Annotated in this window: 25 protein-coding genes; 16 read left to right on the top strand and 9 right to left on the bottom strand. The window is 72.0% G+C overall.

What is annotated here, in order from left to right; genetic code table 11:
• Positions 1–84: 84 nt before the first annotated feature.
• From rsmD to mutM, 8 genes are all read left to right on the top strand, one after another.
• A complete protein-coding gene (gene rsmD / locus WBN91_RS23150) occupies positions 85–651 on the top strand; it encodes a 16S rRNA (guanine(966)-N(2))-methyltransferase RsmD (RefSeq protein ID WP_337726145.1) in 567 nt (188 codons plus the stop codon).
• 53 nt (positions 652–704) lie between these two features.
• A complete protein-coding gene (coaD, locus tag WBN91_RS23145) occupies positions 705–1,187 on the top strand; it encodes a pantetheine-phosphate adenylyltransferase (RefSeq protein ID WP_337726146.1) in 483 nt (160 codons plus the stop codon).
• Positions 1,188–1,374: 187 nt separating this feature from the next.
• Complete coding sequence (locus tag WBN91_RS23140) at positions 1,375–2,103, top strand: DivIVA domain-containing protein (protein WP_309114039.1); 729 nt, start codon at positions 1,375–1,377, stop codon at positions 2,101–2,103.
• Between the two features lie 138 nt (positions 2,104–2,241).
• Positions 2,242–2,829, top strand: a complete 588-nt coding sequence (locus WBN91_RS23135; RefSeq protein WP_337726147.1) for a YceD family protein — start codon at positions 2,242–2,244, stop codon at positions 2,827–2,829.
• 2 nt (positions 2,830–2,831) lie between these two features.
• Positions 2,832–3,014 (top strand): 50S ribosomal protein L32, encoded by a 183-nt coding sequence (gene rpmF, locus WBN91_RS23130; protein WP_015104500.1) that lies wholly within the window; start codon positions 2,832–2,834, stop codon positions 3,012–3,014.
• A 29-nt stretch (positions 3,015–3,043) separates the two neighbouring features.
• Positions 3,044–3,847: a ribonuclease III gene (gene rnc / locus WBN91_RS23125; protein ID WP_337726148.1), complete on the top strand. Its 804-nt coding sequence runs from the start codon at positions 3,044–3,046 to the stop codon at positions 3,845–3,847.
• A gap of 5 nt (positions 3,848–3,852) precedes the next feature.
• Positions 3,853–4,080, top strand: coding sequence for a hypothetical protein (locus WBN91_RS23120; protein ID WP_337726149.1), 228 nt, complete (start codon positions 3,853–3,855; stop codon positions 4,078–4,080).
• A 10-nt stretch (positions 4,081–4,090) separates the two neighbouring features.
• On the top strand, positions 4,091–4,951 hold the full coding sequence (mutM, locus tag WBN91_RS23115; protein WP_337726150.1) for a bifunctional DNA-formamidopyrimidine glycosylase/DNA-(apurinic or apyrimidinic site) lyase: 861 nt from the start codon (positions 4,091–4,093) through the stop codon (positions 4,949–4,951).
• Here the strand turns inward: mutM and WBN91_RS23110 are convergent.
• Positions 4,948–5,388: a MarR family winged helix-turn-helix transcriptional regulator gene (locus tag WBN91_RS23110; protein WP_337726151.1), complete on the bottom strand. Its 441-nt coding sequence runs from the start codon at positions 5,386–5,388 to the stop codon at positions 4,948–4,950. The two genes, mutM and WBN91_RS23110, sit on opposite strands and share 4 nt — an antisense overlap.
• 244 nt (positions 5,389–5,632) lie before the next feature.
• Between WBN91_RS23110 and WBN91_RS23105 the strand changes: the two genes are divergently transcribed.
• Positions 5,633–6,310 carry a response regulator gene (locus tag WBN91_RS23105; RefSeq protein WP_337726152.1) on the top strand — a complete coding sequence of 226 codons (678 nt, stop codon included), beginning with the start codon at positions 5,633–5,635 and terminating at the stop codon, positions 6,308–6,310.
• A 4-nt stretch (positions 6,311–6,314) separates the two neighbouring features.
• Here the strand turns inward: WBN91_RS23105 and WBN91_RS23100 are convergent, their stop codons facing one another.
• Positions 6,315–7,412: an NAD(P)/FAD-dependent oxidoreductase gene (locus WBN91_RS23100; protein WP_337726153.1), complete on the bottom strand. Its 1,098-nt coding sequence runs from the start codon at positions 7,410–7,412 to the stop codon at positions 6,315–6,317.
• A gap of 139 nt (positions 7,413–7,551) precedes the next feature.
• Between WBN91_RS23100 and WBN91_RS23095 the strand changes: the two genes are divergently transcribed.
• Together WBN91_RS23095 and WBN91_RS23090 are read left to right on the top strand one after the other, a co-directional pair.
• On the top strand, positions 7,552–8,136 hold the full coding sequence (locus tag WBN91_RS23095; RefSeq protein WP_337726154.1) for a TetR/AcrR family transcriptional regulator: 585 nt from the start codon (positions 7,552–7,554) through the stop codon (positions 8,134–8,136).
• Positions 8,121–8,660, top strand: a complete 540-nt coding sequence (locus tag WBN91_RS23090; protein WP_443217779.1) for a GNAT family N-acetyltransferase — start codon at positions 8,121–8,123, stop codon at positions 8,658–8,660. Before WBN91_RS23095 ends, WBN91_RS23090 begins: the two co-directional genes overlap by 16 nt.
• Before the next feature lies 1 nt (position 8,661).
• Here WBN91_RS23090 and WBN91_RS23085 read toward each other — a convergent pair whose 3' ends face one another.
• On the bottom strand, positions 8,662–9,501 hold the full coding sequence (locus WBN91_RS23085) for a class I SAM-dependent methyltransferase (RefSeq protein WP_337726156.1): 840 nt from the start codon (positions 9,499–9,501) through the stop codon (positions 8,662–8,664).
• A gap of 246 nt (positions 9,502–9,747) precedes the next feature.
• Here WBN91_RS23085 and WBN91_RS23080 point away from each other — a divergent pair, with 246 nt between their 5' ends.
• Complete coding sequence (locus WBN91_RS23080; RefSeq protein ID WP_337726157.1) at positions 9,748–10,965, top strand: MFS transporter; 1,218 nt, start codon at positions 9,748–9,750, stop codon at positions 10,963–10,965.
• On the opposite strand, the gene WBN91_RS23075 is transcribed toward WBN91_RS23080, so the two are convergent.
• The 4 genes from WBN91_RS23075 to WBN91_RS23060 form a co-directional block, all read right to left on the bottom strand.
• Positions 10,962–11,999, bottom strand: coding sequence for an amidohydrolase family protein (locus WBN91_RS23075; RefSeq protein WP_337726158.1), 1,038 nt, complete (start codon positions 11,997–11,999; stop codon positions 10,962–10,964). The two genes, WBN91_RS23080 and WBN91_RS23075, sit on opposite strands and share 4 nt — an antisense overlap.
• A gap of 53 nt (positions 12,000–12,052) precedes the next feature.
• Complete coding sequence (locus tag WBN91_RS23070) at positions 12,053–12,496, bottom strand: hypothetical protein (RefSeq protein WP_337726159.1); 444 nt, start codon at positions 12,494–12,496, stop codon at positions 12,053–12,055.
• Between the two features lie 140 nt (positions 12,497–12,636).
• Positions 12,637–13,119: a hypothetical protein gene (locus WBN91_RS23065; RefSeq protein ID WP_337726160.1), complete on the bottom strand. Its 483-nt coding sequence runs from the start codon at positions 13,117–13,119 to the stop codon at positions 12,637–12,639.
• Between the two features lie 13 nt (positions 13,120–13,132).
• Complete coding sequence (locus tag WBN91_RS23060; RefSeq protein WP_337726161.1) at positions 13,133–13,816, bottom strand: CAP domain-containing protein; 684 nt, start codon at positions 13,814–13,816, stop codon at positions 13,133–13,135.
• 67 nt (positions 13,817–13,883) lie between these two features.
• Between WBN91_RS23060 and WBN91_RS23055 the strand changes: the two genes are divergently transcribed.
• The 4 genes from WBN91_RS23055 to smc all read left to right on the top strand — a co-directional run bounded on the left by WBN91_RS23055 (position 13,884) and on the right by smc (position 19,147).
• The gene (locus WBN91_RS23055) at positions 13,884–14,180 is read left to right on the top strand and encodes an acylphosphatase (RefSeq protein WP_337726162.1); all 297 of its coding nucleotides are present in this window, start codon (positions 13,884–13,886) and stop codon (positions 14,178–14,180) included.
• Positions 14,181–14,231: 51 nt separating this feature from the next.
• Positions 14,232–14,720, top strand: a complete 489-nt coding sequence (locus WBN91_RS23050) for a sigma-70 family RNA polymerase sigma factor (protein ID WP_443217778.1) — start codon at positions 14,232–14,234, stop codon at positions 14,718–14,720.
• A complete protein-coding gene (locus WBN91_RS23045; RefSeq protein WP_337726164.1) occupies positions 14,717–15,370 on the top strand; it encodes an anti-sigma factor family protein in 654 nt (217 codons plus the stop codon). The genes WBN91_RS23050 and WBN91_RS23045 overlap by 4 nt, the downstream gene beginning before the upstream one ends.
• A 63-nt stretch (positions 15,371–15,433) precedes the next feature.
• Positions 15,434–19,147 (top strand): chromosome segregation protein SMC, encoded by a 3,714-nt coding sequence (gene smc, locus WBN91_RS23040; RefSeq protein ID WP_337726165.1) that lies wholly within the window; start codon positions 15,434–15,436, stop codon positions 19,145–19,147.
• 58 nt (positions 19,148–19,205) lie between these two features.
• On the opposite strand, the gene WBN91_RS23035 is transcribed toward smc, so the two are convergent.
• A complete protein-coding gene (locus WBN91_RS23035; protein ID WP_337726166.1) occupies positions 19,206–19,631 on the bottom strand; it encodes a hypothetical protein in 426 nt (141 codons plus the stop codon).
• A gap of 5 nt (positions 19,632–19,636) precedes the next feature.
• The gene (locus WBN91_RS23030) at positions 19,637–20,845 is read right to left on the bottom strand and encodes a hypothetical protein (protein WP_337726167.1); all 1,209 of its coding nucleotides are present in this window, start codon (positions 20,843–20,845) and stop codon (positions 19,637–19,639) included.
• Positions 20,846–20,914 lie beyond the last annotated feature (69 nt).

Here is a 20,914-nt window from a genome sequence, read left to right as displayed (position 1 = left end):
CGGCACAGGTGATCCCGGTCGACGGTGGCGCGCTGCGACCGAGGCGTGCCCGGCACGCCCGGCCCGTCGGGCGACAATCTCCCCATGACCAGGATCGTGGCGGGCGTGGCCGGGGGCCGGCGCCTCCAAGTGCCCCCGAAGGGCACCCGACCGACCTCCGACCGGGTGCGCGAGGCGTTGTTCAGCTCGCTCGAAGCGCTCGTCGACCTCGACGGGCTCCGCGTGCTCGACCTCTACGCGGGCAGCGGGGCGCTCGGGTTCGAGGCGTTGTCGCGGGGTGCGGCGCACGCCACGTTCGTCGAGTCGGACAAGCGGGCTGCCGAAGTGCTGAAGGGCAACGCCCGGACCCTCGGCCTGCCCGGCGCGCAGATCGTGAACCGCACCGCCCTGGCCGCCGTCGCGAACCCGCCCGAGGCCCCGTGCGACGTCGTTTTCGCCGATCCGCCCTACGACGTGACCGACGCCCAGCTGGCCGAGGTCCTCGCCGCGCTGGTCGGGAACGGGTGGACCGCGCCCGGGTCGGTGGTCGTCGTCGAGCGGTCCGCGCGGACTCCTGAACCGATCTGGCCACCTGCGCTGGAATCCTTGCGCAGCAAGCGATACGGCGACACGGCGCTGTACTGGGCGGAGCACGCCGGCCCGCGCGGGTGATGCGGACCACGACCGGACTGGACGCATCCGATCGGGTGCTACCGTCCGAAACCATGACGCGTGCCGTGTGCCCCGGCTCCTACGACCCGGCCACCAACGGACACCTGGACATCATCGGTAGAGCGGCGAAGCTCTTCGACGAGGTCGTCGTCGCCGTGCTCATCAACAAGAACAAGAAGACCCTGTTCTCGGTGGAAGAGCGCACGGACATGCTCCGCGAGGTGACGGCCCAGTGGCCGAACGTGCGGGTGGACTCCTGGCACGGCCTGCTGGTCGACTACTGCCGGGAGAACGACATCAAGGCCATCGTCAAGGGTCTCCGCGCGGTCAGTGACTACGACTACGAGCTCCAGATGGCGCAGATGAACCACCAGCTCACCGGCGTGGACACGCTGTTCATGCCGACCAACCCCCTCTACAGCTTCCTGGCCAGCTCGCTGGTGAAGGACGTGGCGACCTACGGCGGCGACGTGTCGACGCTGCTGCCCCCGTCCATCGAGGCCCGACTGTCCCAGCGCCTCAAAGAACGCCGCTGAATTCACCTCCCCGTGGCCGGATCTTCACTCGATGTGGTGGTCCGGCCACTCGCATGAGCGACCACCTCGCACCGGCCCCCGACAAAGCGCCGTCCACCCCAACACGCGCTCCCGATCTCCCCGCGCCGATCGACCCGGCAGGGCACACTAGGACGGGTACCGCAGTGTGTGGCGTGGGGAGTGTGCCGTGTACCGGGTGTTCGAGGCCCTCGACGAGCTGGTCACGATCGTCGAGGAAGCGCGTGGCGTGCCGATGACCTCCGGGTGCGTCGTCCCGCGCGGTGACGTGCTCGAACTGCTCGACGACGTCCGCGACGCCATCCCGGCCGAGCTGGACGACGCGCAGGACGTCCTCGACCACCGCGACGAGCTGGTCGGCAAGGCCCAGCACGAGCTGGAGGCCGCCACCAGCAAGGCCCGCGCCGAGGCCGAGCGGATCGTCGCCGAGGCCCAGCACGAGGCCGAGCGGATGCTGTCGGAGGCCCGCTCGCGCGCCGAGCGGATGGTCGCCGAGGCCGAGGACCAGGCCCAGCGGACCGTCACCGCCGGTCGCCAGGAGTACGAGGACCTGGTCGGCCGCGCCCACGCCGAGGCCGACCGCATGGTGCAGGCCGGTCGCGCCAACTACGAGCGCGCCATCGAGGAGGGTCGCGCCGAGCAGGCCCGCCTGGTCGACGCCACCGAGGTGGTGCAGGCCTCGCACGCCGAGTCCGCGCGCATCCTGGAGGCCGCCCAGGCCGAGGCGATCCGGCTGCGCAACGAGTGCGACGCCTACGTGGACGGCAAGCTCGCCGACTTCGAGGACCTGCTCGCGCACACCCTCCGCAGCGTCGGCAAGGGCCGCTCGCACCTGCGCGGCCCGGCGGTCAACGCGGCGGCGGCGCCCTTCGACTACCACGAGTCCGCGGCCCGCTGAACCCTTCAGGACTGCCGACCCCACTGAGTACCCACCGGCCGGCAAGCCCCTGAGCACCCGATTTCACGTCCCGGCCCCTTGTCCCGTACCCTTGACCGGCTGGCCGTGGTAAGTCACCCGGCGGCAACCACCAACATCATGTCTGAGCACCGTCACGCCTCCGCGCGTCCCGCAGCCACCGGGCCCTGGGTCATCGACACCAGGGACCTCGGGCGTCGTGCGGGCTCTTCACGCGGGGTCACCAGGTCGGTGCCGGCCGAGGGCATGGGCCTCGAAGGCGTGATCGCGGTGCCGAAGGGTGGCGTCGTCGACCTCGACCTCCTGTTGGAGTCGGTGGTGGAGGGCGTCCTGGTGACGGGCACGGCCTCGACGGTGGTCGAAGGGGAGTGCTCGCGCTGCCTGGAACCGCTGTCGGCGAAGGTCGAGGTGGAGCTGACGGAGCTGTACGCCTACCCGGACAGCACCACGGACGAGACCACCGAGGAGGACGAGGTCAGTCGGTTGCACGACGACCTGGTCGACCTCGAACCCGTGGTGAACGACGCCATCGTGCTGTCGCTCCCACAGGTGCCGCTGTGCTCGCCGGACTGCCCCGGGCTGTGCGTCGACTGCGGTGGCAAGCTGGCTGAGCTCGGCCCCGACCACGGGCATGAGACGATTGACCCCCGGTGGGCCGCTCTCCAGGAGCGGTTCGACGGGAATCGTGACAATCCAGAGGAGAACTAGTCGTGGCCGTCCCGAAGCGGAAGATGTCGCGCTCGAACACGCGCTCGCGCCGCGCTCAGTGGAAGACCGCTGCCGTGCACCTGGTGGCCTGCTCGAACCGGGCCTGCCGCCAGCCGAAGCCGCAGCACGTCGCCTGCCCGGCCTGCGGCCAGTACGACGGCCGCCAGGTCGTCCAGCCGGCCTGACCTCCTCCAGCGAAGAGAAGCGGCGCACAGTGGGGGGCAGGTCGTCGCGCGGTCGGTCCGCCGACCGCGCCCCGTTGCTCGAAGCGCTCGGCGTCCCCTTGGACGCCGAGCTGCTGACGCTCGCACTGACACACCGGTCGTACGCGTACGAGAACGGCGGTCTGCCGCCGAACGAGCGACTGGAATTCCTGGGCGACGCGGTGCTCGGCCTCGTCGTCACCGACCACCTCTACCAGACCCACCCGGAACTGCCCGAGGGCCAGCTCGCGAAGTTGCGGGCCAGCGTGGTGAACATGCACGCGCTGGCCGGCGTGGCCCGCGGCCTGGGTGACGACGGTCTGGGCGGGCACCTGCTGCTCGGTCGCGGCGAGGAGCTGACCGGGGGCAGGGACAAGGCGAGCATCCTCGCGGACGGCCTGGAGGCCGTCATCGGCGCGGTGTACTTGCAGTTCGGCATCGACACCGCCCGTCAACTGGTCCACCGCCTGTTCGACCCGCTGTTGGCGGAGGCGCCGCTGCGCGGCGCGGGTCTGGACTGGAAGACCAGCCTTCAGGAGCTGACGGCTTCGGCCGGGCTGGGCGTCCCCGAGTACCGGGTGGACGACCAGGGTCCCGACCACCGCAAGGAGTTCACCGCCACGGTGATCGTGGGTGGCCAGTCCCACGGCGCCGGCGACGGCCGCACCAAGAAGGAAGCCGAGCAGAAGGCGGCCGAGGCCGCCTACCGGGTGCTGTCGGAACGGGTCCGCGCGGAGCAAGAGGCCGCCGCGGCCGGCAACGGCCACGCCCAGAACTCGGCGACACCGCAGACTTCACACACCAAGGAAGACTGACGCCGATGTATGCCACGAACGTCCGGACGACCCGGCGCGTGCGCGACCGCCGACCCTCTCGACCGTTGAACGCCACCCGCAGCGGCGGCATCCAGGGCCTGGTCCTGGTGCGCGACACCGCCCAGAACGGTGGCTGGATGCTCAAGCCGACCAAGCCGCAGGCCGCCGCCTACGAGCTGCTGGAGGAGCTGGAGCAGAAGGCCGCCGAAGAGACCGCCGAGAACGAGGACTGACCCACCGCACGTGCCCGAGCTGCCCGAGGTCGAAGTAGTCCGCCGAGGCCTGCACGAGCACGTGGCCGGTAGGACCGTCGCCTCCGTCGAGGTCCTGCACCCCCGTGCGATCCGCCGCCACCTGCCCGGTGCGGCGGATTTCGCGCATCGGTTGACGGGTCGGACGATGGTCGAGGCCCGGCGTCGGGGCAAGTACCTGTGGGTGGACCTGTCCGACGGGGACGCGCTGCTCGCCCACCTGGGGATGAGCGGCCAGATGCTGGTCCAGCCGCACGACGCCCCGGACGAGAAGCACCTCCGGGTGCGGGTCCGGTTCGCCGACGGCGGCCCTGAGCTGCGGTTCGTGGACCAGCGGACGTTCGGCGGGCTCGCGCTGGCCGAACTGGTCGAGGTGGACGGCACGGCGTTGCCGGAGCCCGTCGCGCACATCGCGCGCGACCCGATGGACCCGGCGTTCGACCTCGCTGCGGCCGTGGCGGCGCTGCGACGGCGGCGGACCGAGGTGAAGCGGGCGCTGCTGGACCAGACCCTGGTGTCCGGTGTGGGCAACATCTACGCCGACGAGGCGCTGTGGCGGTCCAAGCTGCACGGTCTGCGCCCGACGGACAAGCTGACGCGCCCGAAAGCGGTGGAACTGCTCGGGCACGCCACCCAGGTCATGCACGAGGCCCTGGGCGAGGGTGGGACTTCTTTCGACGCTCTGTACGTCAACGTGAACGGCCAATCCGGGTACTTCGACCGTTCGCTCGACGTTTACGGTCAGGAGAACCGGCCGTGCCGCCGATGTGGCACGGCCGTGGTGCGGGAACCGTTCATGAACCGGTCGTCGTACTCGTGCCCGCGCTGCCAGCCGAGGCCGCGCGGTCTTTAACGGGCGCGCGGCGGATCGCCGAGGCGGCGCAGCAGCGGCGTGACCGAGCGGACGTGGTCGCGCTCCTCTTCGGACAGCCGCGAGAGCCGTTCGCAGAGCAGCTCGGCCTCGCCGTGCGCGAGGGAGACGATCGTGTCCCGGCCCGCGCCGGTCAACTCCACGATGGTCGCCCGCCCGTCGGCCGGGTCGGCTTCGCGGCGCACCAGGCCGCTGGACTCCAGTCCCGTCACGACGGTCGTGGCCGTGGGCTGCGAGCACAGCGCGCGCACCGCGATCTCGCCGATCCGCATGGGGCCTTGCGCGGCCAGCTCGGCGAGGACGAGCAGTTGAGTGGGTTGCAGCCTGCGGACCGACGCCGACTGCCGCAGGCTGCGGACCAGTCGGTGCACGGCGACCACGAGCTGTAATGCGTCTTGGTTGGTCACACTGGTGGTCATCTAAGACCTCCTCGTGGCTCACCGACCGTGAGCGGTTGTCCGAATTCGGACAGGACATTTGCACTATCGCGCGACCCCTGTCCAGCAAACGGATTCATTCGCACCCGGATGTACTCACGCTTTCCGCACCGATGCGGTCAGCGGACCGCTAAAACGCCATAAAAGCGGTGTTGGGGGCCGTCAAGACCACGTCAGAATCGACCACGGACAGCGAGCGGCGACCGATTGGACGTAGTGTCGGACCGTGACGAAGGTGCTCGTGGTCGACGACGAACCGCAGATCGTGCGCGCGCTGCGGATCAACCTGTCCGCGCGGGGCTACGCGGTGCTCACGGCGCACGACGGGACGGCGGCGCTCAAGGCCGCCGCCGAGGGCAAGCCGGACGTCGTGGTGCTGGACCTCGGGCTGCCCGACGTGGACGGCACCGAGGTCATCGCGGGGCTGCGCGGGTGGACGTCGGTGCCGATCATCGTGCTGTCGGCGCGGACGGACTCGACGGACAAGGTCGAGGCGCTCGACGCCGGCGCGGACGACTACGTGACCAAGCCGTTCGGGATGGACGAGCTGCTGGCGCGGCTGCGGGCGGCGGTGCGGCGGTCGGCGGTGACCGAGGGCGAGGACGCCGTCGTGCAGACGGCGTCGTTCACCGTGGACCTGGCGGCGAAGAAGGTCGTCCGGGAGGGCCGGGAAGTCCACCTGACCCCGACCGAATGGGGGTTGCTGGAGATCCTGGCCCGGAACCGGGGGCGGTTGGTGGCGCAGAAGCAGTTGTTGCAGGAGGTGTGGGGACCGCAATACGCGAAAGAAACTCATTACCTCCGCGTGTACCTGGCCCAACTGCGCCGCAAACTCGAACCGGAACCGGCGCACCCCCGCCACCTGGTGACCGAACCCGGCATGGGCTACCGCTTCGAGCTGTGACCGCTCAGCCCGCCGGCATGGTGGGGTGGCGCTCGAACAAGATCGTCGTCTTCACCACCAGCTCCTTGTAGCGCGCCGCCCAGCGGCCGGTCAGGACCTTGGCCTTGGGGCTGTCGTCCGCGTGCACGAACTGGATCAGGCCGTCCCGGCGGCCCAGGCTCACGCACTGGTTGATGTAGGAGAACCGGAACGGCTTCGGCTCGCGCCCCTCCAGCTTGTCGGCCAGCGCCCGGACCGCCCGTTGCGTCGTCGGCAGACCGGTCGCGCACGCCATCCGCAGCTCCAGCCCGTCCGGGCGGCGCATGGCGGCGGCGTCGCCCACGGCCACCACGTCCGGGTGCGACACCGACGCCTGGGTCTGGTCGACCACCATCCGGCCCCGCGCGTCCACCTCGAACCCGGCCTCGCGGGCCAGCTCCGGCACGGTGAAGCCCGCCGTCCACACCACGGTGTCCGCGTCGACCCGTCCGTCGGCCAGCACCAGGCCCCCGGCGTCCACGGCGGTGATGCGGGCCTGCTCGTGCACCACGACACCCAGGCGGGTGAACGCCTTGCGCAGGTGGGCGCGGCCGGCCGGCGAGAGCGTCGCGCCCAGGTCGCCGGCGGTGACCAGGTGGACCTCCAGGTCTGGGTGGCTCTCGGCGAACTCCGCGGCGGCCTCGATGCCGGTCAGGCCGCCGCCCGCCACTGCGACCACGCGGGCGTTCGCCAGGTCGGCGCGCAGGCGTTCGGCCTCCTCGCGCGTGGCCACGGTGTGGGCGTGCTCGCGGACGCCCGGCACCGAGTCCAGGTCCGCCCGGCTGCCCAGGGCGTAGACCAGCTTGTCGTAGGACAGCGCCCCGCCCCGCAGGTGGACCTTGCGGGTGTCCGGGTCGATCGCCGTGACCCGGTCCACCACCAGTTCGACGCCCGTGCCGCGCAGCAGGTCCGCCAGCGGCCGGTCGCGCAGGGTCTGGCCGGCCGCGAGCTGGTGCAGCCGCACCCGTTCCACGAACCGGTCGCGCTCGTTGACCAGGGTGACCTTCGCGCCGGTCCAGCGTGCCGCGAGCTTGGCCGCCGCGAGTCCCGCGTAGCCGGCGCCGATGACCACGATCTCCGTCATGTCCCCGTCCTTTCGTCGAGGGTGGAGCGAGACGGCGGGCCGACCCGTGACACCGGTCCGCTGTGACGTGCGCCACGCGGCGGTGGGGCAGGCTGGGCGCAGGATTGACGGCAAGGCGGTCACGAGAGGGGAGTTGCCGGTGGTCACATCGCCGCGGAGGCCCTACCAGGCCGGTGCCCTGCGCGAGGGCCTGGTCACGGCCGCCCGCGCGCTGGTGGACGCCGAGGGCGCGGAGGGCCTGACCCTGCACAAGGCCGCCGCCGAGGCCGGGGTGTCGGACGCCACCGCGCGCCGGCACTTCGCGGACAAGGCCGCGCTGGTCGCTGCCGTGATGGCACAGGGGTTCGGGGAACTGGCGGCGGTCGCTGTGTCGGACGGCGCTCCGCTGCACGGCATCGCCGGCGCCCACCTGGAGTTCGCGCTGGCCAACCCGTCCCTGTACCGGCTGATGTTCGCCTCTGACGACGTCCCGCGCCGCGCCGACTTCCCCGACCTCGTGGCGGCCGAGCGGCGCGTCCACGCCCGGATCGTCGAGGGGGTCGAGGCGGCGCAGGCCTCCGGCGAACTGGCGCCCCACCCGGTCGCGGACGTGACCCTGCTGGTGTCCTGCGTGGTGCACGGCCTGTGCTCGCAGGTCCTGGCCGGCCTGCTGCCCGCCGCCGACGCGGACGAGTTGGCGCGTACCTTGATGTCGTTGGTGGACAAGGGATTGGCGGCGCGGTGATCACTGTCCTGCACACCTCCGACGTGGACAGCCGGGTGCTCAAGGCGGCGCGCGAGCTGTGCGACGACGCCTTCGACGGCGACTTCTCCGACCACGACTGGGACCACGCCCTCGGCGGCGTGCACGCGTTCGCGTGGGAAGGGGTCGACCTGGTCGGGCACGGGTCCGTGGTGCAACGGCGGCTGCTGCACGGCGGGCGGGCGTTGCGGGCCGGGTACGTCGAGGCCGTCGCGGTGCGCGCGGACCGGCGGGGGCGGGGGCACGGCGCGGCCGTGATGGCGGCGCTGGAGCGGGTGGTCCGCGGCGCCTACGACTTGGGTGCGCTGAGCGCGAGCGAGGACGCCCTGGACTTCTACGCCCGGCGGGGCTGGGTGTTGTGGCGCGGGCCGTCCTCGGTGCTCGCCCCGAGCGGGGTCGTGCGCACCGAGGACGACGACGGCGGTGTCCACGTGCTGCCCGTCGCGGTGCCGTTGGACGTGGACGGCGACCTGGTGTGCGACTGGCGCGACGGGGACGTGTGGTGACTCAGGCCTTGGTGGCCAGCACGATCCACGCGGCGGACTGATAACGCACCCCGTGCTCGCCCAGGTGCCGCGTGATGTTCTCCCGCGTGGCCTCGACGACTCGTGCTCGCGCGTCCTCGTCGAGTTCGGCCAGTTGAGCGGCCTGGCGGGCGGTGATGAACGCCAGCGCGTCCTCCACGTCGTCACCCAGCCACACCGGTTCGCTGACGGCGTGCAGCTCGACGTCGGTCATGCCCGCGCCGGTCAACAGCGCGCGGACCCGGTCCGGGTCGCTCAGCGAGAACGGGTGCGCCCCCGTGGACGGCGGCTCGGGCACGGGCTTGCCGTCGGCGACCAGCGCGCGGAACGTGGACGCGAACTCGTTGCGCGCCAGGGGTTGCCACGTCAGCAGCGCCATCCGGCCGCCGGGCCGCAGCGCGGTCGCGATGTTGGCGAACGCCTTCTCCGGGTCGCCGAAGAACATCACCCCGTGGCGGCTGATCACCAGGTCGAACGCGGCTTCGGGGAACGGGTGGACCTGGGCGTCGGCCTGCTCGAACGCGACGTTGGCGAGGCCCTCCCGCTCGGCCCGCCGCCGGGCCTCCTCGACCATCCTGGAGGACAGGTCCACACCGAGGGCGTGCGCGGCGCGGCGGGCGGCGTCGCGGGTGGACTTGCCGGTGCCGCAGCCGATGTCCAGGACGCGGTCGGACGGGGTCACGCGGGCCGCGTCGAGCAGCCGTTCGTGGTACCGGGCGGCGCCCGCGTCGAAGTGGTCGGCGTGGTCGGCCCAGAAGGCGCCCTGGTCGCCGTCCCACGCGGAGAGCTGGTCGGAGTTGGTCGGATCCACCGGCACGGTCATCCGCCGGACGCTACCGCCGCCGCGCCGGCCGGGCGACCGTGTTCGCCCCGCGTCGGGCGGGTCCGCGCCGTGCCGTGCGGGTCCGCACTGCGTCGGGTTTCCCGCGCGATGTCGGGAAGTGCGTGTGATCCGCGCCGCGAGTTCGCTCCCGTCCTAGGTGCGGCGGCCACCGCCTACCTAGCGTGGCCCGCGGGGGAACCAAGACCAGGAGGACACATGTGCGCGGCCTGTGGTGGAGCGACGCACGTGCCGGCCGCGCCGCGCCGGTTCGCCGCGCTGCGCAACCGGGACTGCCGCCCGTACCTGTTCGGCGCGGGCCTGGCGATGATGGCCGACAACATCGAGCACGTCATCACGTACTGGGTGCTGTGGGAGAAGTTCCGGTCGCCGGCCCTGGCGGGGTTCGCGGTGATCAGCCACTGGCTGCCGTTCCTGCTGCTGTCGGTGTGGTTCGGCTCGCTGGCCGACCGCTACGACTGCCGGCGGGTCATCCAGGTCGCCCAGGTGCTGTTCATGGCCGTGTCGGCGGCGTGGGGCGTCCTGTTCCTCACCGACACCCTCCAGGTGTGGCACGCGGGCGTCCTGCTGGTGCTGCACGGCATCGCGGGCGCGCTGTGGGGTCCGGGCGAGCAGTTGATGCTGCACGACTTCGTCGGCCCGGACGAGCTGCCCAGCGCGGTCCGGCTCAACGCCACCTTCCGCAGCCTGGGCGTCCTGTTCGGCCCGGTCGTCGGCTCGGCCCTGCTGCTGGGCCTCGGCCCGACCGCCGGGATCTTCGTCAACATCGCCTTCTACCTGCCGCTGACCCTGTTCCTGTTCCGCACGAAGTTCACCGGCCACACCCGTGACCAGCACGCCCGGCCGCGCGTGGGCATGGTGGAGTCGTTGCGCGTGCTGCGCGAGGTGGGCTCGAACCGGACGCTGGTGGCGATGATCGTCGTGGCGGGCCTGGCGTCCTTCTTCGTCGGTGCGTCACTCCAGTCCGCCATGCCGATCTTCGCGACCGACCTGGGCGCCGGCAGCGCCGGCTTGGCCTACGGCGTGCTGCTGTTCGCCAACGGGGCGGGCGGGGTGCTGGGCGGTGTCCTGCTGGAGGCGACGACGAGCATCAAGCCGACCGTGCGCACGGCGGTGGTGGCCACGGGCATCTACGGCGTGACCAGCCTGGGCTTCGCCGTGACCGGCAGCTACCCGTTGGCGGTGCTGCTGTTGTTGGTCGGCGGCGTGGCGCACCTGGCGTCGATGTCGATCACGCAGACCGTGGTGCAGTTGCTCAGCCCACCTGCCGACCGTGGCCGGGTGCTGGGCGTCTACGGCATGTCGTCGGGCGGGTTGCGGGCGGGCAGCGGGTTCACGGTGGGCCTGTTGGGCGCGGCCGTGGGCGTGCACGCCTCGCTGGCGTGGAGCGCGGTCGCCCTGTGCGTGGGCACCGCCGCAGCCGCCTTCTACGCGTTGCGCGACTAGCGGACGCGCTCGCCGCGCAGGATCACCGCGATCGGGTGGGCGAGTTGGTCCAGGTCGAGTCTCGGGTCCTCGGCGTACACGACCGCGTCCGCCGGTGCGCCCGGTTCGAGGCCGGCCAGGCCCAGGTAGGTCCGGGCGTGCCAGGAGGCGGCTCCCAGGGCCTCGTGCGGGCCGATCCGGCTCGACAGGGCGTGGATCTCGTGCAGGAGTGCGTGGCGGTCGTGGGGGATGGAGTCGGTGCCGGCCAGGATGCGCACGCCTGCCTCGTGCGCGGACCCGACCAGGGCGCGCAGGGCGTGGACGCCGCCGACGTACCAGTCCTTGCGCGCGCCTTCCGGCTTCTTCTCCACCTCCGGCAGGTGGCGTTCGAAGCCGGAGAGGGTGGGGGTGAGGGCTGTGCCCTGGCTCGCCATCCGGTCCAGCAGGGCCGGGTCCAGCCACATGCCGTGTTCGACGGAGTCCACCCCGGCGGCGACGGCCGCCGCGCTGCCCGCCGCGTGCTGGGTGTGCACGGCGACCCGCCCGCCCACGGCGTGCACGGCCGCCACGACGGCGGTCATCACGTCGGCGGGGACGGGCTCGTCGTCCACACCCCAATCGGCGATGATCTTCGCCCACCCGGACCGGCGCGCCTGCTCGGCCGCGAAGCCGGGCAGGTCCGCCCAGTCCCCGTGCCGGCCCCACTCGTCGAAGAACTGGCCGTGGCGGGCGATCCAGGGGCCGGCGTGGAACGCCCGGGGTGTGCCGGGCTCGGTGCCGAACCACGGGGGCGGGTCGCCGGCGAGACCGGGGGAGCGGATCGCGGTGACGCCGAGGTCGAGCTGCTGTCCCAGGTGCTCGCGCAGGAGGGTCTCGTCGAGCGGGTCGCCCGGGTCCTTCGCGCCGGGGTGGGTGTGGGCGTCCACCAGGCCCGGCAGCAGCCAGCCCTCGACCACCTCGGCGCCGGGGACCGGGTCGTCGGTCCACCGGTCGCCGTCCGCGCACAGGTCCACGTGCTCACCGCTCGGGAGCGCCCGCCCCCTGATCCGCACCACCACGGTTCCCCCTCACCGGTCGACGTCCAGCCAACCGGACGGGGGCGGACCTGTCACCCGGTGGTCGTCGTCGTGGTGGTCGAGGAGGACGACGACGAGCTGGTGGGGGTGGGTGTCCACGACGTCGGCGGGTTGCTCGGCGGCTGGGAGGCCGGCGGCGGTTCGGTGGTCGTGGTCGTCGTCAGCTCGACCGGGGGACGGTCGTCGGGCTGCTGCTGCTGCTGCGCGGGGGCGTCGGCGCGGGGTTTGTCCTGGGCGCGGACGGTGATCACCACCGTGGACGTGTGGCCGTCGGCGGCCACACGGACCGCAGTGCTGGTGGTGGCCTTGACCTCGGCTTGCGGCTTGGGCGGGCCGGCCTCCGGTTCGGGGTCGCCGGTCGCCAGCATCGACGCCAGGGTGGCCATCACGGTGGCGACGACCGCGCCGCCGGCGGCCAGCAGGACGAGCGACGAGACCCCGCGCTTCGGTGACTCCTGATGATCTTCCTCGAACACACCATCTCCCTGTGGGAAACCCGGTCGGATGGTCAGGTGTTCGAGTTATCGGCTCATCGCGTCGGCGCCCTCATCGTTCGAGCGGTCCTCCACACGAATGTGTGGCACCCCGTCACCAAGCCGGGACGCCCTCGTTTGGATCACCCGCCGGCGGGCGGCTTGGACTCCGTCGTGGTGGTGGTCGTCGTCGTGGTGGTCGTGGTCGTCGTGGTGGTGGTCGTCGGCTGGGTGGTGGTCGTCGTGGTGGTCGTCTGCGCCGGCGGCTGGGTGTCCTCGACCGTCGTCGTCGTGGTGGTGCCGTCCGGACGGGTCACCGTGGTCACGCGGGTCCGCTTCGGCGTCGTCGTCGTGGTGTCGGTGGTGGTCGTGGTGGTGTCGGTCGTGGTCAGGGTGACCGACGGGACCGTCGTCGTGGTGGGCAGGGTGGTCAGGGTGCTGCGGTTCACGACGTCCTGCCGCGGCGTCTCCTTGGCCGGGGCCGCGGTCTCCTGCGAGCCCGCCAGGGACGCGATGGTGGCGAAGATCGTCGCGACGGCCACGCCGGACGCGGCCAGCAGGACGTTCGGCGACACCCGCGGTTTCCGGCGGTCGGGTTCCGGGGTCTCGTACAGCCCGTCGGTCACGCGTTGCTCCCTCTTACCAGCCGAAGTCTTGGGTCCAGTAGTTGCCGCGGGTGTCCAGACCGACGCCGATGGCGGTGAACCCGCAGTTCAGGATGTTGCGGCGGTGGCCTTCGGAGTTCATCCACCCGGTCATGACCGCGTCAGGCGTGCGGTAGCCCTGCGCGATGTTCTCGCCGCCCGGCTTCGGGTAGCCGGCCGCCTTCATGCGCTCGGCGAAGTCCACGCCCTCCGGGGTGTCGTGCGAGAAGTAGTCCCGGGTGGCCATGTCGGTGCTGTGCGCCTGGGCGGCCTTCACGATCCGCTCGTCGACCTTCACCGCCGGGCACCCGGCCGCCGCGCGGGCCTCGTTCACCAGCTCCACGACCCGCTGCGCCGCCGAGACGGGCGGGGGTGTCGTGGTGGTCGTCGTGGGCGGCTGGGTGGTGGTCTCGGTGGTCGTCGTCGGCGCCGGGGTCGTGGTGGTCGTCGTCTCGGTGGTCGTGGTGGTGGGTGCGGCGGTCGTGGTGTCCTTCGTCGGGGCGGGCTGACCGGTCCGCACGGGCACGCCGACCCCGCCCACGCCCCCGACGCCCGGCTTGTCGCCCTCGGCCGCCTGTGTTGAGCTGGGCGCGACGAAGGGGGCGAGCTGTTCGGGGCTTGCGAAGGCCACGCCGGTCGCGCCGGCGGCCCCCAGCAGCAGCCCGACCAGTCCGCCCATCACGGATCGGTTACCGCGCCGCGCACTCACGGTCGCGCACCGTACCACTAAAGGGTGAAATGTCAGGATGGCCGTTGTGGCTGGTGCAGAGAACACGGTTCGGCTCACCGCGTGGGTCCGCGGGCAGGTGCAGGGCGTCGGCTTCCGCTGGTGGACCCGCGCCAGGGCACTTGAGCTGGGCTTGGTCGGCAGCGCGTCGAACCTCCGGGACGGCAGGGTCGAGGTCAACGCCGAGGGTCCGAAGGAGGCGTGCGACGGCCTGCTGGACGCGCTGCGTTCCGGCCGTACACCCGGTCGGGTGGACTCGGTCGTGGAGCGCTGGTCGGAGCCACGCGGGGGCTTGACCGGTTTCGTCGAGCGTTGAACGCACAAGGGTCGAATGGCGTAGTAAAGCGATGTGGACCGAGGCGAAGAGGTGGTCAGGCAGCTGTACGGCCGGTGGCGCGGCCCGCTGCACGGCTACGTCCTGCGCCTGGTCGGCGGCGACCACCAGCAGGCCGAGGACGTCGTCCAGGAGACCCTGCTGCGCGCGTGGAAGCACGCCGACGAGCTGACCCCCGACGACGCCGGACCCTGGCTCTACACGGTCGCCCGCAACCTGGTCATCTCCGGTTTCCGCAAGCGCAGCGGGCGCAACTCCGAGGTGCCGATCGAGCCCGCCGACCTGCCCCCGGTCGCCGACCAGGTGGACCACGTCCTCCAGAGCTGGCAGATCGCGGAGGCGCTGCGCGCGCTGACCCCCGACCACCGGGCCGTGGTGGTGGAGCTGTACTACCGCCGCCGCACGGTCAAGGAGGCCGCGGCGGTCCTCGGCGTCCCGCCGGGCACGGTGAAGTCGCGCTGCTTCTACGCCCTGCGGGCGCTGCGCGACGCGTTGGAGGAACGAGGGGTGACCGAGTCGTGAGCTGCACGCACACCGTCTCGCTCGGCGCCTACCTGCTGGGCGCGCTGGACCCGGCGGAGCGCTCGGCGTTCGAGGTGCACCTGCGCACCTGCGCGATCTGCCGCCGGGAGATGGTCCGCCTCGCGCCGCTGCCCGGCCTGCTCGCCCAGGTCGACGTGGCCGACCTCGACGTTCCTTTCACGGACCCCGTGCCGGACCCGGACCTGCTGCCGCTGCCGCCCGAGCCGCCGACCCGGACGCCCGAGCACCGCCGGGGCCTGGTGGGCGCCGGTCGCCGCGGCGTGGTGCTGGCCGCCGCGGCCCTGGTCGTCGTGCTGGTCGCGGTCGGCGTGCTGGTGTTCGGCCCGCGCGAGCCCGACGCCGTGCACCTCGTCGCCGCCGACAGCACGACCGGGGTGAGCGCCACGGCCGACCTGGTCGCCAAGGAGTGGGGCACCGAGATGTGGTTCACGATCAAGAACGCGCCCAAGGGCAAGAGGTGCAAGCTGGTCGTCCACGACCGCGCCGGCCGCGCCGAGATCGGCGGCTGGTGGGGCACCGACCACCCCGAGGACGCCCGCATCCCGGGTTCCACCTCGTTCCGCGTCGACCAGATCGAGCGTCTCGAGGTCATCGTGGACACGCAGGTCATCGTGTCCGTGAAGCCCTGAACAGGGCTGTTGGCCGGCGTGGCAGGCGTCTAGGCGGGCCGGCGCACGGGTACTCTGCCCCGCGTGCACCTCAAGAGCCTGACGCTGAAGGGCTTCAAGTCCTTCGCCTCGGCTACCACGCTGCGCTTCGAGCCGGGCATCACGTGCGTCGTCGGTCCCAACGGGTCCGGCAAGTCCAACGTGCTCGACGCGCTGCGCTGGGTGATGGGCACGCAGGGCGCGAAGGACCTGCGCGGCGGCAAGATGGAGGACGTCATCTTCGCCGGCACCTCCGGCCGCGCGCCGCTGGGCCGCGCCGAGGTGACGCTGACCATCGACAACTCCGACGGCATGCTGCCGATCGAGTACACCGAGGTGTCGATCACCCGCCGCATGTTCCGCGAGGGCGCCACCGAGTACGAGATCAACGGCAACTCGTGCCGCCTGATGGACATCCAGGAACTGCTGTCGGACTCCGGCATCGGCCGCGAGATGCACGTCATCGTCGGTCAGGGCCAGCTCGCGGCGATCCTGGAGTCCAAGCCCGAGGAGCGCCGGGCGTTCGTCGAGGAGGCCGCGGGCGTCCTCAAGCACCGCAAGCGCAAGGAGAAGGCGCTGCGGAAGCTGGAGGCGATGCAGGCCAACCTGACCCGCCTCACCGACCTCACCGCCGAGCTGCGCCGCCAGCTCAAGCCGCTGGGCAAGCAGGCCGAGATCGCCCGCCGCGCCCAGGTCGTGCAGTCCGAGCTGCGGGATTCGCGGATGCGGCTGCTCGCCGACGACCTGGTCACCCAGCGCGAGAGCCTGGCCCGCGAGGAGCAGGACGAGGCCAAGGCCCGCGCCCGGCGCGCCGAGGTCGAGCAGTCCCTCCAGCAGGCCCAGTCGCAGCAGAACGAGCTGGAGGACCTGGTCTCGGCCGACGCGCCCAAGCTCCAGCAGGCCCAGGACACCTGGTACCGGCTGTCCGCGCTGGAGGAGCGGCTGCGCGGCACCGTCCGGCTGGCCGTCGAGCGCGAGCGGCACCTGTCGGCGTCGGTGGACGCGCCGCGCGGCGGGCGCGACCCGGACGAGCTGGACGCCGAGGCCGAGCAGACCGCCATGCTGGAACAGGAACTCCAGGAGGGCGTGACCGAGGCCCGGATCGGGCTGGCCGAGGCCGTGGAGACCCGCGCCGAGCTGGAACGCATGGTGCAGGCGGCGGAGAAGGCGCACATGGCCGCCGTGCGGGCCATCGCGGACCGGCGCGAGGGCCTGGCCCGGCTGTCCGGGCAGGTCGAGGCGCTGCGGTCCAAGACGTCGGCGACGGCCGAGGAGATCGAGCGCATGTCGGTCGCCCTCGCCGAGGCCGAGGAGCGGCGGGAGCTGGCCGCGCAGGAGCTGGCCGAGGGCCGCGAGGTCACCGGCACCGAGGACGAGGACGACGCCGGCCTGGACGAACGGCACCGGCAGGCCGTCGAGGCCGACGAGGCCGCGCGCCGCCGGGTCGAGGAGCTGGTCAAGGCCGAGCGGACGGCCGAGCGGGACATCGCGTCCTGGAAGGCCCGCGTGGACGCCCTGTCCCTGGGCCTGACCCGCAAGGATGGTGCCGGGGCGCTGCTGGCGTCGCGGCTGCCGGGCCTGCTGGGCTCGGTGGCGGCGCTGCTGACCGTGGAGCCGGGGCACGAGGTGGCGCTGGCGGCGGCCCTGGGTCCGGTGGCGGACGCGGTCGCCGTGGAGTCCGGCCCGGACGCCCTGGCCGCCCTGGAGCTGTTGAAGGAGCAGGACGCCGGCCGTGCGGGCGTGCTGGTCGGCGGCGCGGGTCCGGTCGACCGCGCGGGGTGGCCGGCGCTCCCGCACGGTGCCCGCTGGGCCGTCGACCTGGTGCACGCGCCCGAGGCCCTGCGGCCCGCCGTGCACCGGGCGTTGGACCGCTTGGCCGTGGTCGACGACCTGGCCGCCGCGCGTGCCCTGGTGGAGGCGTTCCCGCAGGTCCGGGCGGTCACCCGGGAGGGGGACGTGTTCGGCGCGGACTGGGCCGTCGGCGGCTCGGGACGCAGCCAGAGCGTCATCGAGGTCCAGGCGGCGGTCGACGAGGCGTCGGAGAAGCTGGCGCTGGCCGAGCGCGCGCTGGAGCAGTCCGCCGCCGCGCTGGAGGGCGCGCGGGCCGAGCAGCAGGCCAGGCGGACCGAGGTCAGCGCGCTGAAGGAGCAGGTCAACGAGGCCAAGGTGCGCCGCGCCCGGTCCTCGGAACGGCTCAACCGCCTGGCGGCGGCCGTGCGCTCGGCCGAAGCGGACGTGGAGCGGGTGCGCGTCCAGCGGGCGAAGGTCGAGGCGGCCCGCGAGGAGAACCTGCTCAAGCTCGCCGAACTGGAGGAACGCCTCCTCGTCGCCGAGGAACAGCCGCTGGACGACGAGCCGGACACCTCCCACCGCGACGAGGCCGCCGCCGAACTGGCCTCCGCCCGCCAGTCCGAGATGGACGCCCGGCTGGCCCTGCGCACCGCCGAGGAACGCGCCCGAGCCCTCCAGGGCAAGGCCGACGCCCTCCGCCGCGCGGCCCGCGCCGAACGCGAGGCCCGGGAACGCGCCGCCCGTGCCCACGCAGCCCGTGCGAGGGGCGCGGTCGTGGCCAAGGCCGTCGTGCGTGGCGGCGAGGTGGCCCTGGAGCGCATCGCCGTGTCCCTGGCCAGGGCCGCCCGCGACCGCGACGCCGCCCAGGAGCGCCGCACCCAGCACGAAGCCCTGCTCAGCCAGGTCCGCAACCTCGTCCGCGAGATGTCGGTCGAACTGGAGAAGCTGACCGACGCCGTCCACCGCGACGAGGTCCTGCGCGCCGAGCAGCGGATGCGCATCGAGCAGCTGGAGACCAAGGTCGCCGAGGACTTCGGCATCGGCCTGGAAGACCTGATCGCCGAGTACGGCCCGGACGTCTACGTGCCGCCGTCGGCCGGCGAGATGGCCGAGTACGAGGCCGCGAAGGAGCGGGGCGAGCAGGTCTCGGCGCCCCAGCCGGTGCCCTACGACCGCGACACCCAGGCGAGGCGTGCCAAGCGCGCGGAACGGGACCTGTCCCTGCTGGGCAAGGTCAACCCGCTGGCGCTGGAGGAGTTCGCGGCCCTGGAGGAGCGGTACAAGTTCCTGTCCAACCAGCTGGAGGACATCAAGGCCACCCGCCGCGACCTGCTGACCGTGGTGAAGGAGGTCGACGACAAGATCCTGGAGGTCTTCACGTCGGCCTACGAGGACGTGGCCCGCGAGTTCGAGATCGTCTTCAAGGTCCTGTTCCCGGGCGGCGAGGGCCGGCTGGTCCTGACCGAGCCGGACGACATGCTGACCACGGGCATCGAGCTGGAGGCCCGGCCGCCGGGCAAGAAGGTCAAGCGGCTGTCGCTGCTGTCGGGCGGGGAGAAGTCCCTGGCGGCGGTGGCGATGCTGGTCGCGATCTTCCGCGCGCGGCCGTCGCCGTTCTACGTGATGGACGAGGTCGAAGCGGCCCTCGACGACACCAACCTGCACCGGTTGATCGGGTTGTTCGAGCAGCTGCGGGAACGGTCGCAGCTGCTGATCATCACGCACCAGAAGCCGACGATGGAGATCGCGGACGCGTTGTACGGCGTGTCCATGCGGGGCGACGGCATCAGCCAGGTGATCTCGCAGCGACTTCGGGGCCGCGAAGACCTCAAGCCCGGCAAACCCGAAGCACCGGCCGAGCCCCAGACTCCCGAGGCCCAGACTCCCGAGGCCCAGACTCCCGAGGCCCAGACTCCCGAGGCCCAGACTCCTGCGGCTCCCGAGGCCCCGGCTCCCGCGGCCGAGTGACGGCCGACGCGGTCGGCGGGGTCCGGTCGCGCACCGAACCCCGTCGACGAACCGGGGGCTATCCCGAGGTGGTCTCGGCCGTGACGGCCTGGTCGGGGGTGCCCGGTTCGGCCAGTGCCTCGGGAACGGTCCCGGTCACCTGGTAGAAGTACCCGTCCTGCACCGACTGGCTCATGGCCCGCCGCACGGCGTCGACCACGGCGCCTTGGTCGATCGGGTTCCCGGCGTTGCCGAGCGTGTTCGCCAGCAGGACGCCGGCGATGCTGTCGTTTCCCGTCTGCGCCTGGATGTTCTGGCCCGGTCCCTGGGTCCACGGTCCCTGGTTGTCGATGCGGACCTTGCCGTACTCGGCGATCGTCTTCCCCTGACGCCACAGGTTCGCGTACAGGACCTCCGCCAGCGCGCTGTCCATGTCGTCGACCAGCCTTCTCTTGGGCAGCTCCCAGCCCCTCATCTGCGCGCCCCGGGCGATGGTGATCGGCATGACGATCACCCGAACTGGGCCGACGAGGGCGTGACCATCACGCCGAGCACGACTTCGACACCGTCGGGCACCGTCGAGGCCACGTTCAGCTGCCCTTCGTCGTTGAACGTGATGTTGTGCTGCCAACCGCCCGACGACTCGGCTTCGAAGAAGGGGAAGAACCCGACCTCCGCGGATGCCTTGATCGACTCCTGCTGGCTGGAGTCGAACGTGGCGGCGGACTCGATGCTCACCGTCACGCCGCTGACCACCACGAGCGCCGTGGTCACGTACTGGAGGTTGCCGGTGGGACCGAAGGTGCCCTGCCAGGTGGGCGCGTTCTGGTTCCAGACGTAGTAGTTGTTGTTCTGGTAGGCCAGGCTGATGGCCTCGCTGTCGTACCAGGGCTGGTACTTCGACAGCAGCGGGTTGGTGCTGGGCTGCGCCAGCGGCCCGGTGACGAAGGTGGCGAAGTGGTTGAACTTCGCCTGGATCTCCACGCCCGCCTGCGCGATCGTCGTGGTGAGCTTGTCCCAGTCGCCGGCCGAGTGGCCGAGGAAGAAGTCGACGGCGCCGCCGACCTCGCCGCTCGCCCAGGAGTGGTTGACGTCGCTGGACTGCGTGGCGCTGTCCATCGTGACCTGCTTGCTCAACGGTGTGTTGCTGAGCTGGTAGTTCAGGTCTTCGATCGTGTTGCTGTACGCCTTGATGCCGCTCGCGCCGCCGCCCGCGTTGAGCCACATCTGCACGGCGACGGGCACGACGCCCTGTGACACCTGCTGGTACTCGGTGTACGCGGCCTGGCCCTGTCCGGGCGGCATGTTCAGCTGTTCCCACTGGTGGAACAGTTCGAGGATGCCGCCGGGATTGGGGATGACCGGCGGGGGTGTCGAATGCAGGTACTCGACCCACTGGGGGTAGTAGTCGCCCATCGTCTTCTGGAACTGGCCGGAGTCCTGGGGGATCAGGTTGTTGATCACCCCGCCGTAGGTCGCGGCGAAACTGCTGTACTGCGTGGGGTTCCAGAAGTGGGTCAGGGAGACGGGCGGCAGGGCGTCGAACGTCTGCCACAGCGCCTGGGACGTCGTGCCGAGCTGCATGAAGCCCTGGGCGAGCTGGAAGGTCTGCGGGTCCAGGCCGCAGCCTGCGGTGACGGCGTTGTACCACTGCGCGGTGAGGGTCTTCATCGCCTGTGCCGCCGCCGAGTCCGTGGCCGTGGTGGTGGGGGCTGCCATTGTCGGATCCATTCCGTGATTTGGACGAGTCAAATCGACGGAAGCACGTGGCCTGAGATCGAGTCTGCG

This window comes from Saccharothrix sp. CCNWYY140 (assembly GCF_037401995.1).
GTDB lineage: Bacteria > Actinomycetota > Actinomycetes > Mycobacteriales > Pseudonocardiaceae > Actinosynnema.
Note: the sequence above shows the minus strand (reverse complement) of the source record. Positions and strands in the feature narration are given on the sequence as shown.

Coding starts and splice junctions, on each gene's coding strand:
- rsmD (WP_337726145.1), top strand. CDS start 85: ATGACCAGGATCGTGGCGGGCGTGGCCGGGGGCCGGCGCCTCCAAGTG.
- coaD (WP_337726146.1), top strand. CDS start 705: ATGACGCGTGCCGTGTGCCCCGGCTCCTACGACCCGGCCACCAACGGA.
- WBN91_RS23135 (WP_337726147.1), top strand. CDS start 2,242: ATGTCTGAGCACCGTCACGCCTCCGCGCGTCCCGCAGCCACCGGGCCC.
- WBN91_RS23120 (WP_337726149.1), top strand. CDS start 3,853: ATGTATGCCACGAACGTCCGGACGACCCGGCGCGTGCGCGACCGCCGA.
- WBN91_RS23110 (WP_337726151.1), bottom strand. CDS start 5,388: ATGACCACCAGTGTGACCAACCAAGACGCATTACAGCTCGTGGTCGCC.
- WBN91_RS23100 (WP_337726153.1), bottom strand. CDS start 7,412: ATGACGGAGATCGTGGTCATCGGCGCCGGCTACGCGGGACTCGCGGCG.
- WBN91_RS23085 (WP_337726156.1), bottom strand. CDS start 9,501: ATGACCGTGCCGGTGGATCCGACCAACTCCGACCAGCTCTCCGCGTGG.
- WBN91_RS23060 (WP_337726161.1), bottom strand. CDS start 13,816: ATGGGCGGACTGGTCGGGCTGCTGCTGGGGGCCGCCGGCGCGACCGGC.
- WBN91_RS23055 (WP_337726162.1), top strand. CDS start 13,884: ATGGCCGTTGTGGCTGGTGCAGAGAACACGGTTCGGCTCACCGCGTGG.
- WBN91_RS23035 (WP_337726166.1), bottom strand. CDS start 19,631: ATGCCGATCACCATCGCCCGGGGCGCGCAGATGAGGGGCTGGGAGCTG.
- WBN91_RS23030 (WP_337726167.1), bottom strand. CDS start 20,845: ATGGCAGCCCCCACCACCACGGCCACGGACTCGGCGGCGGCACAGGCG.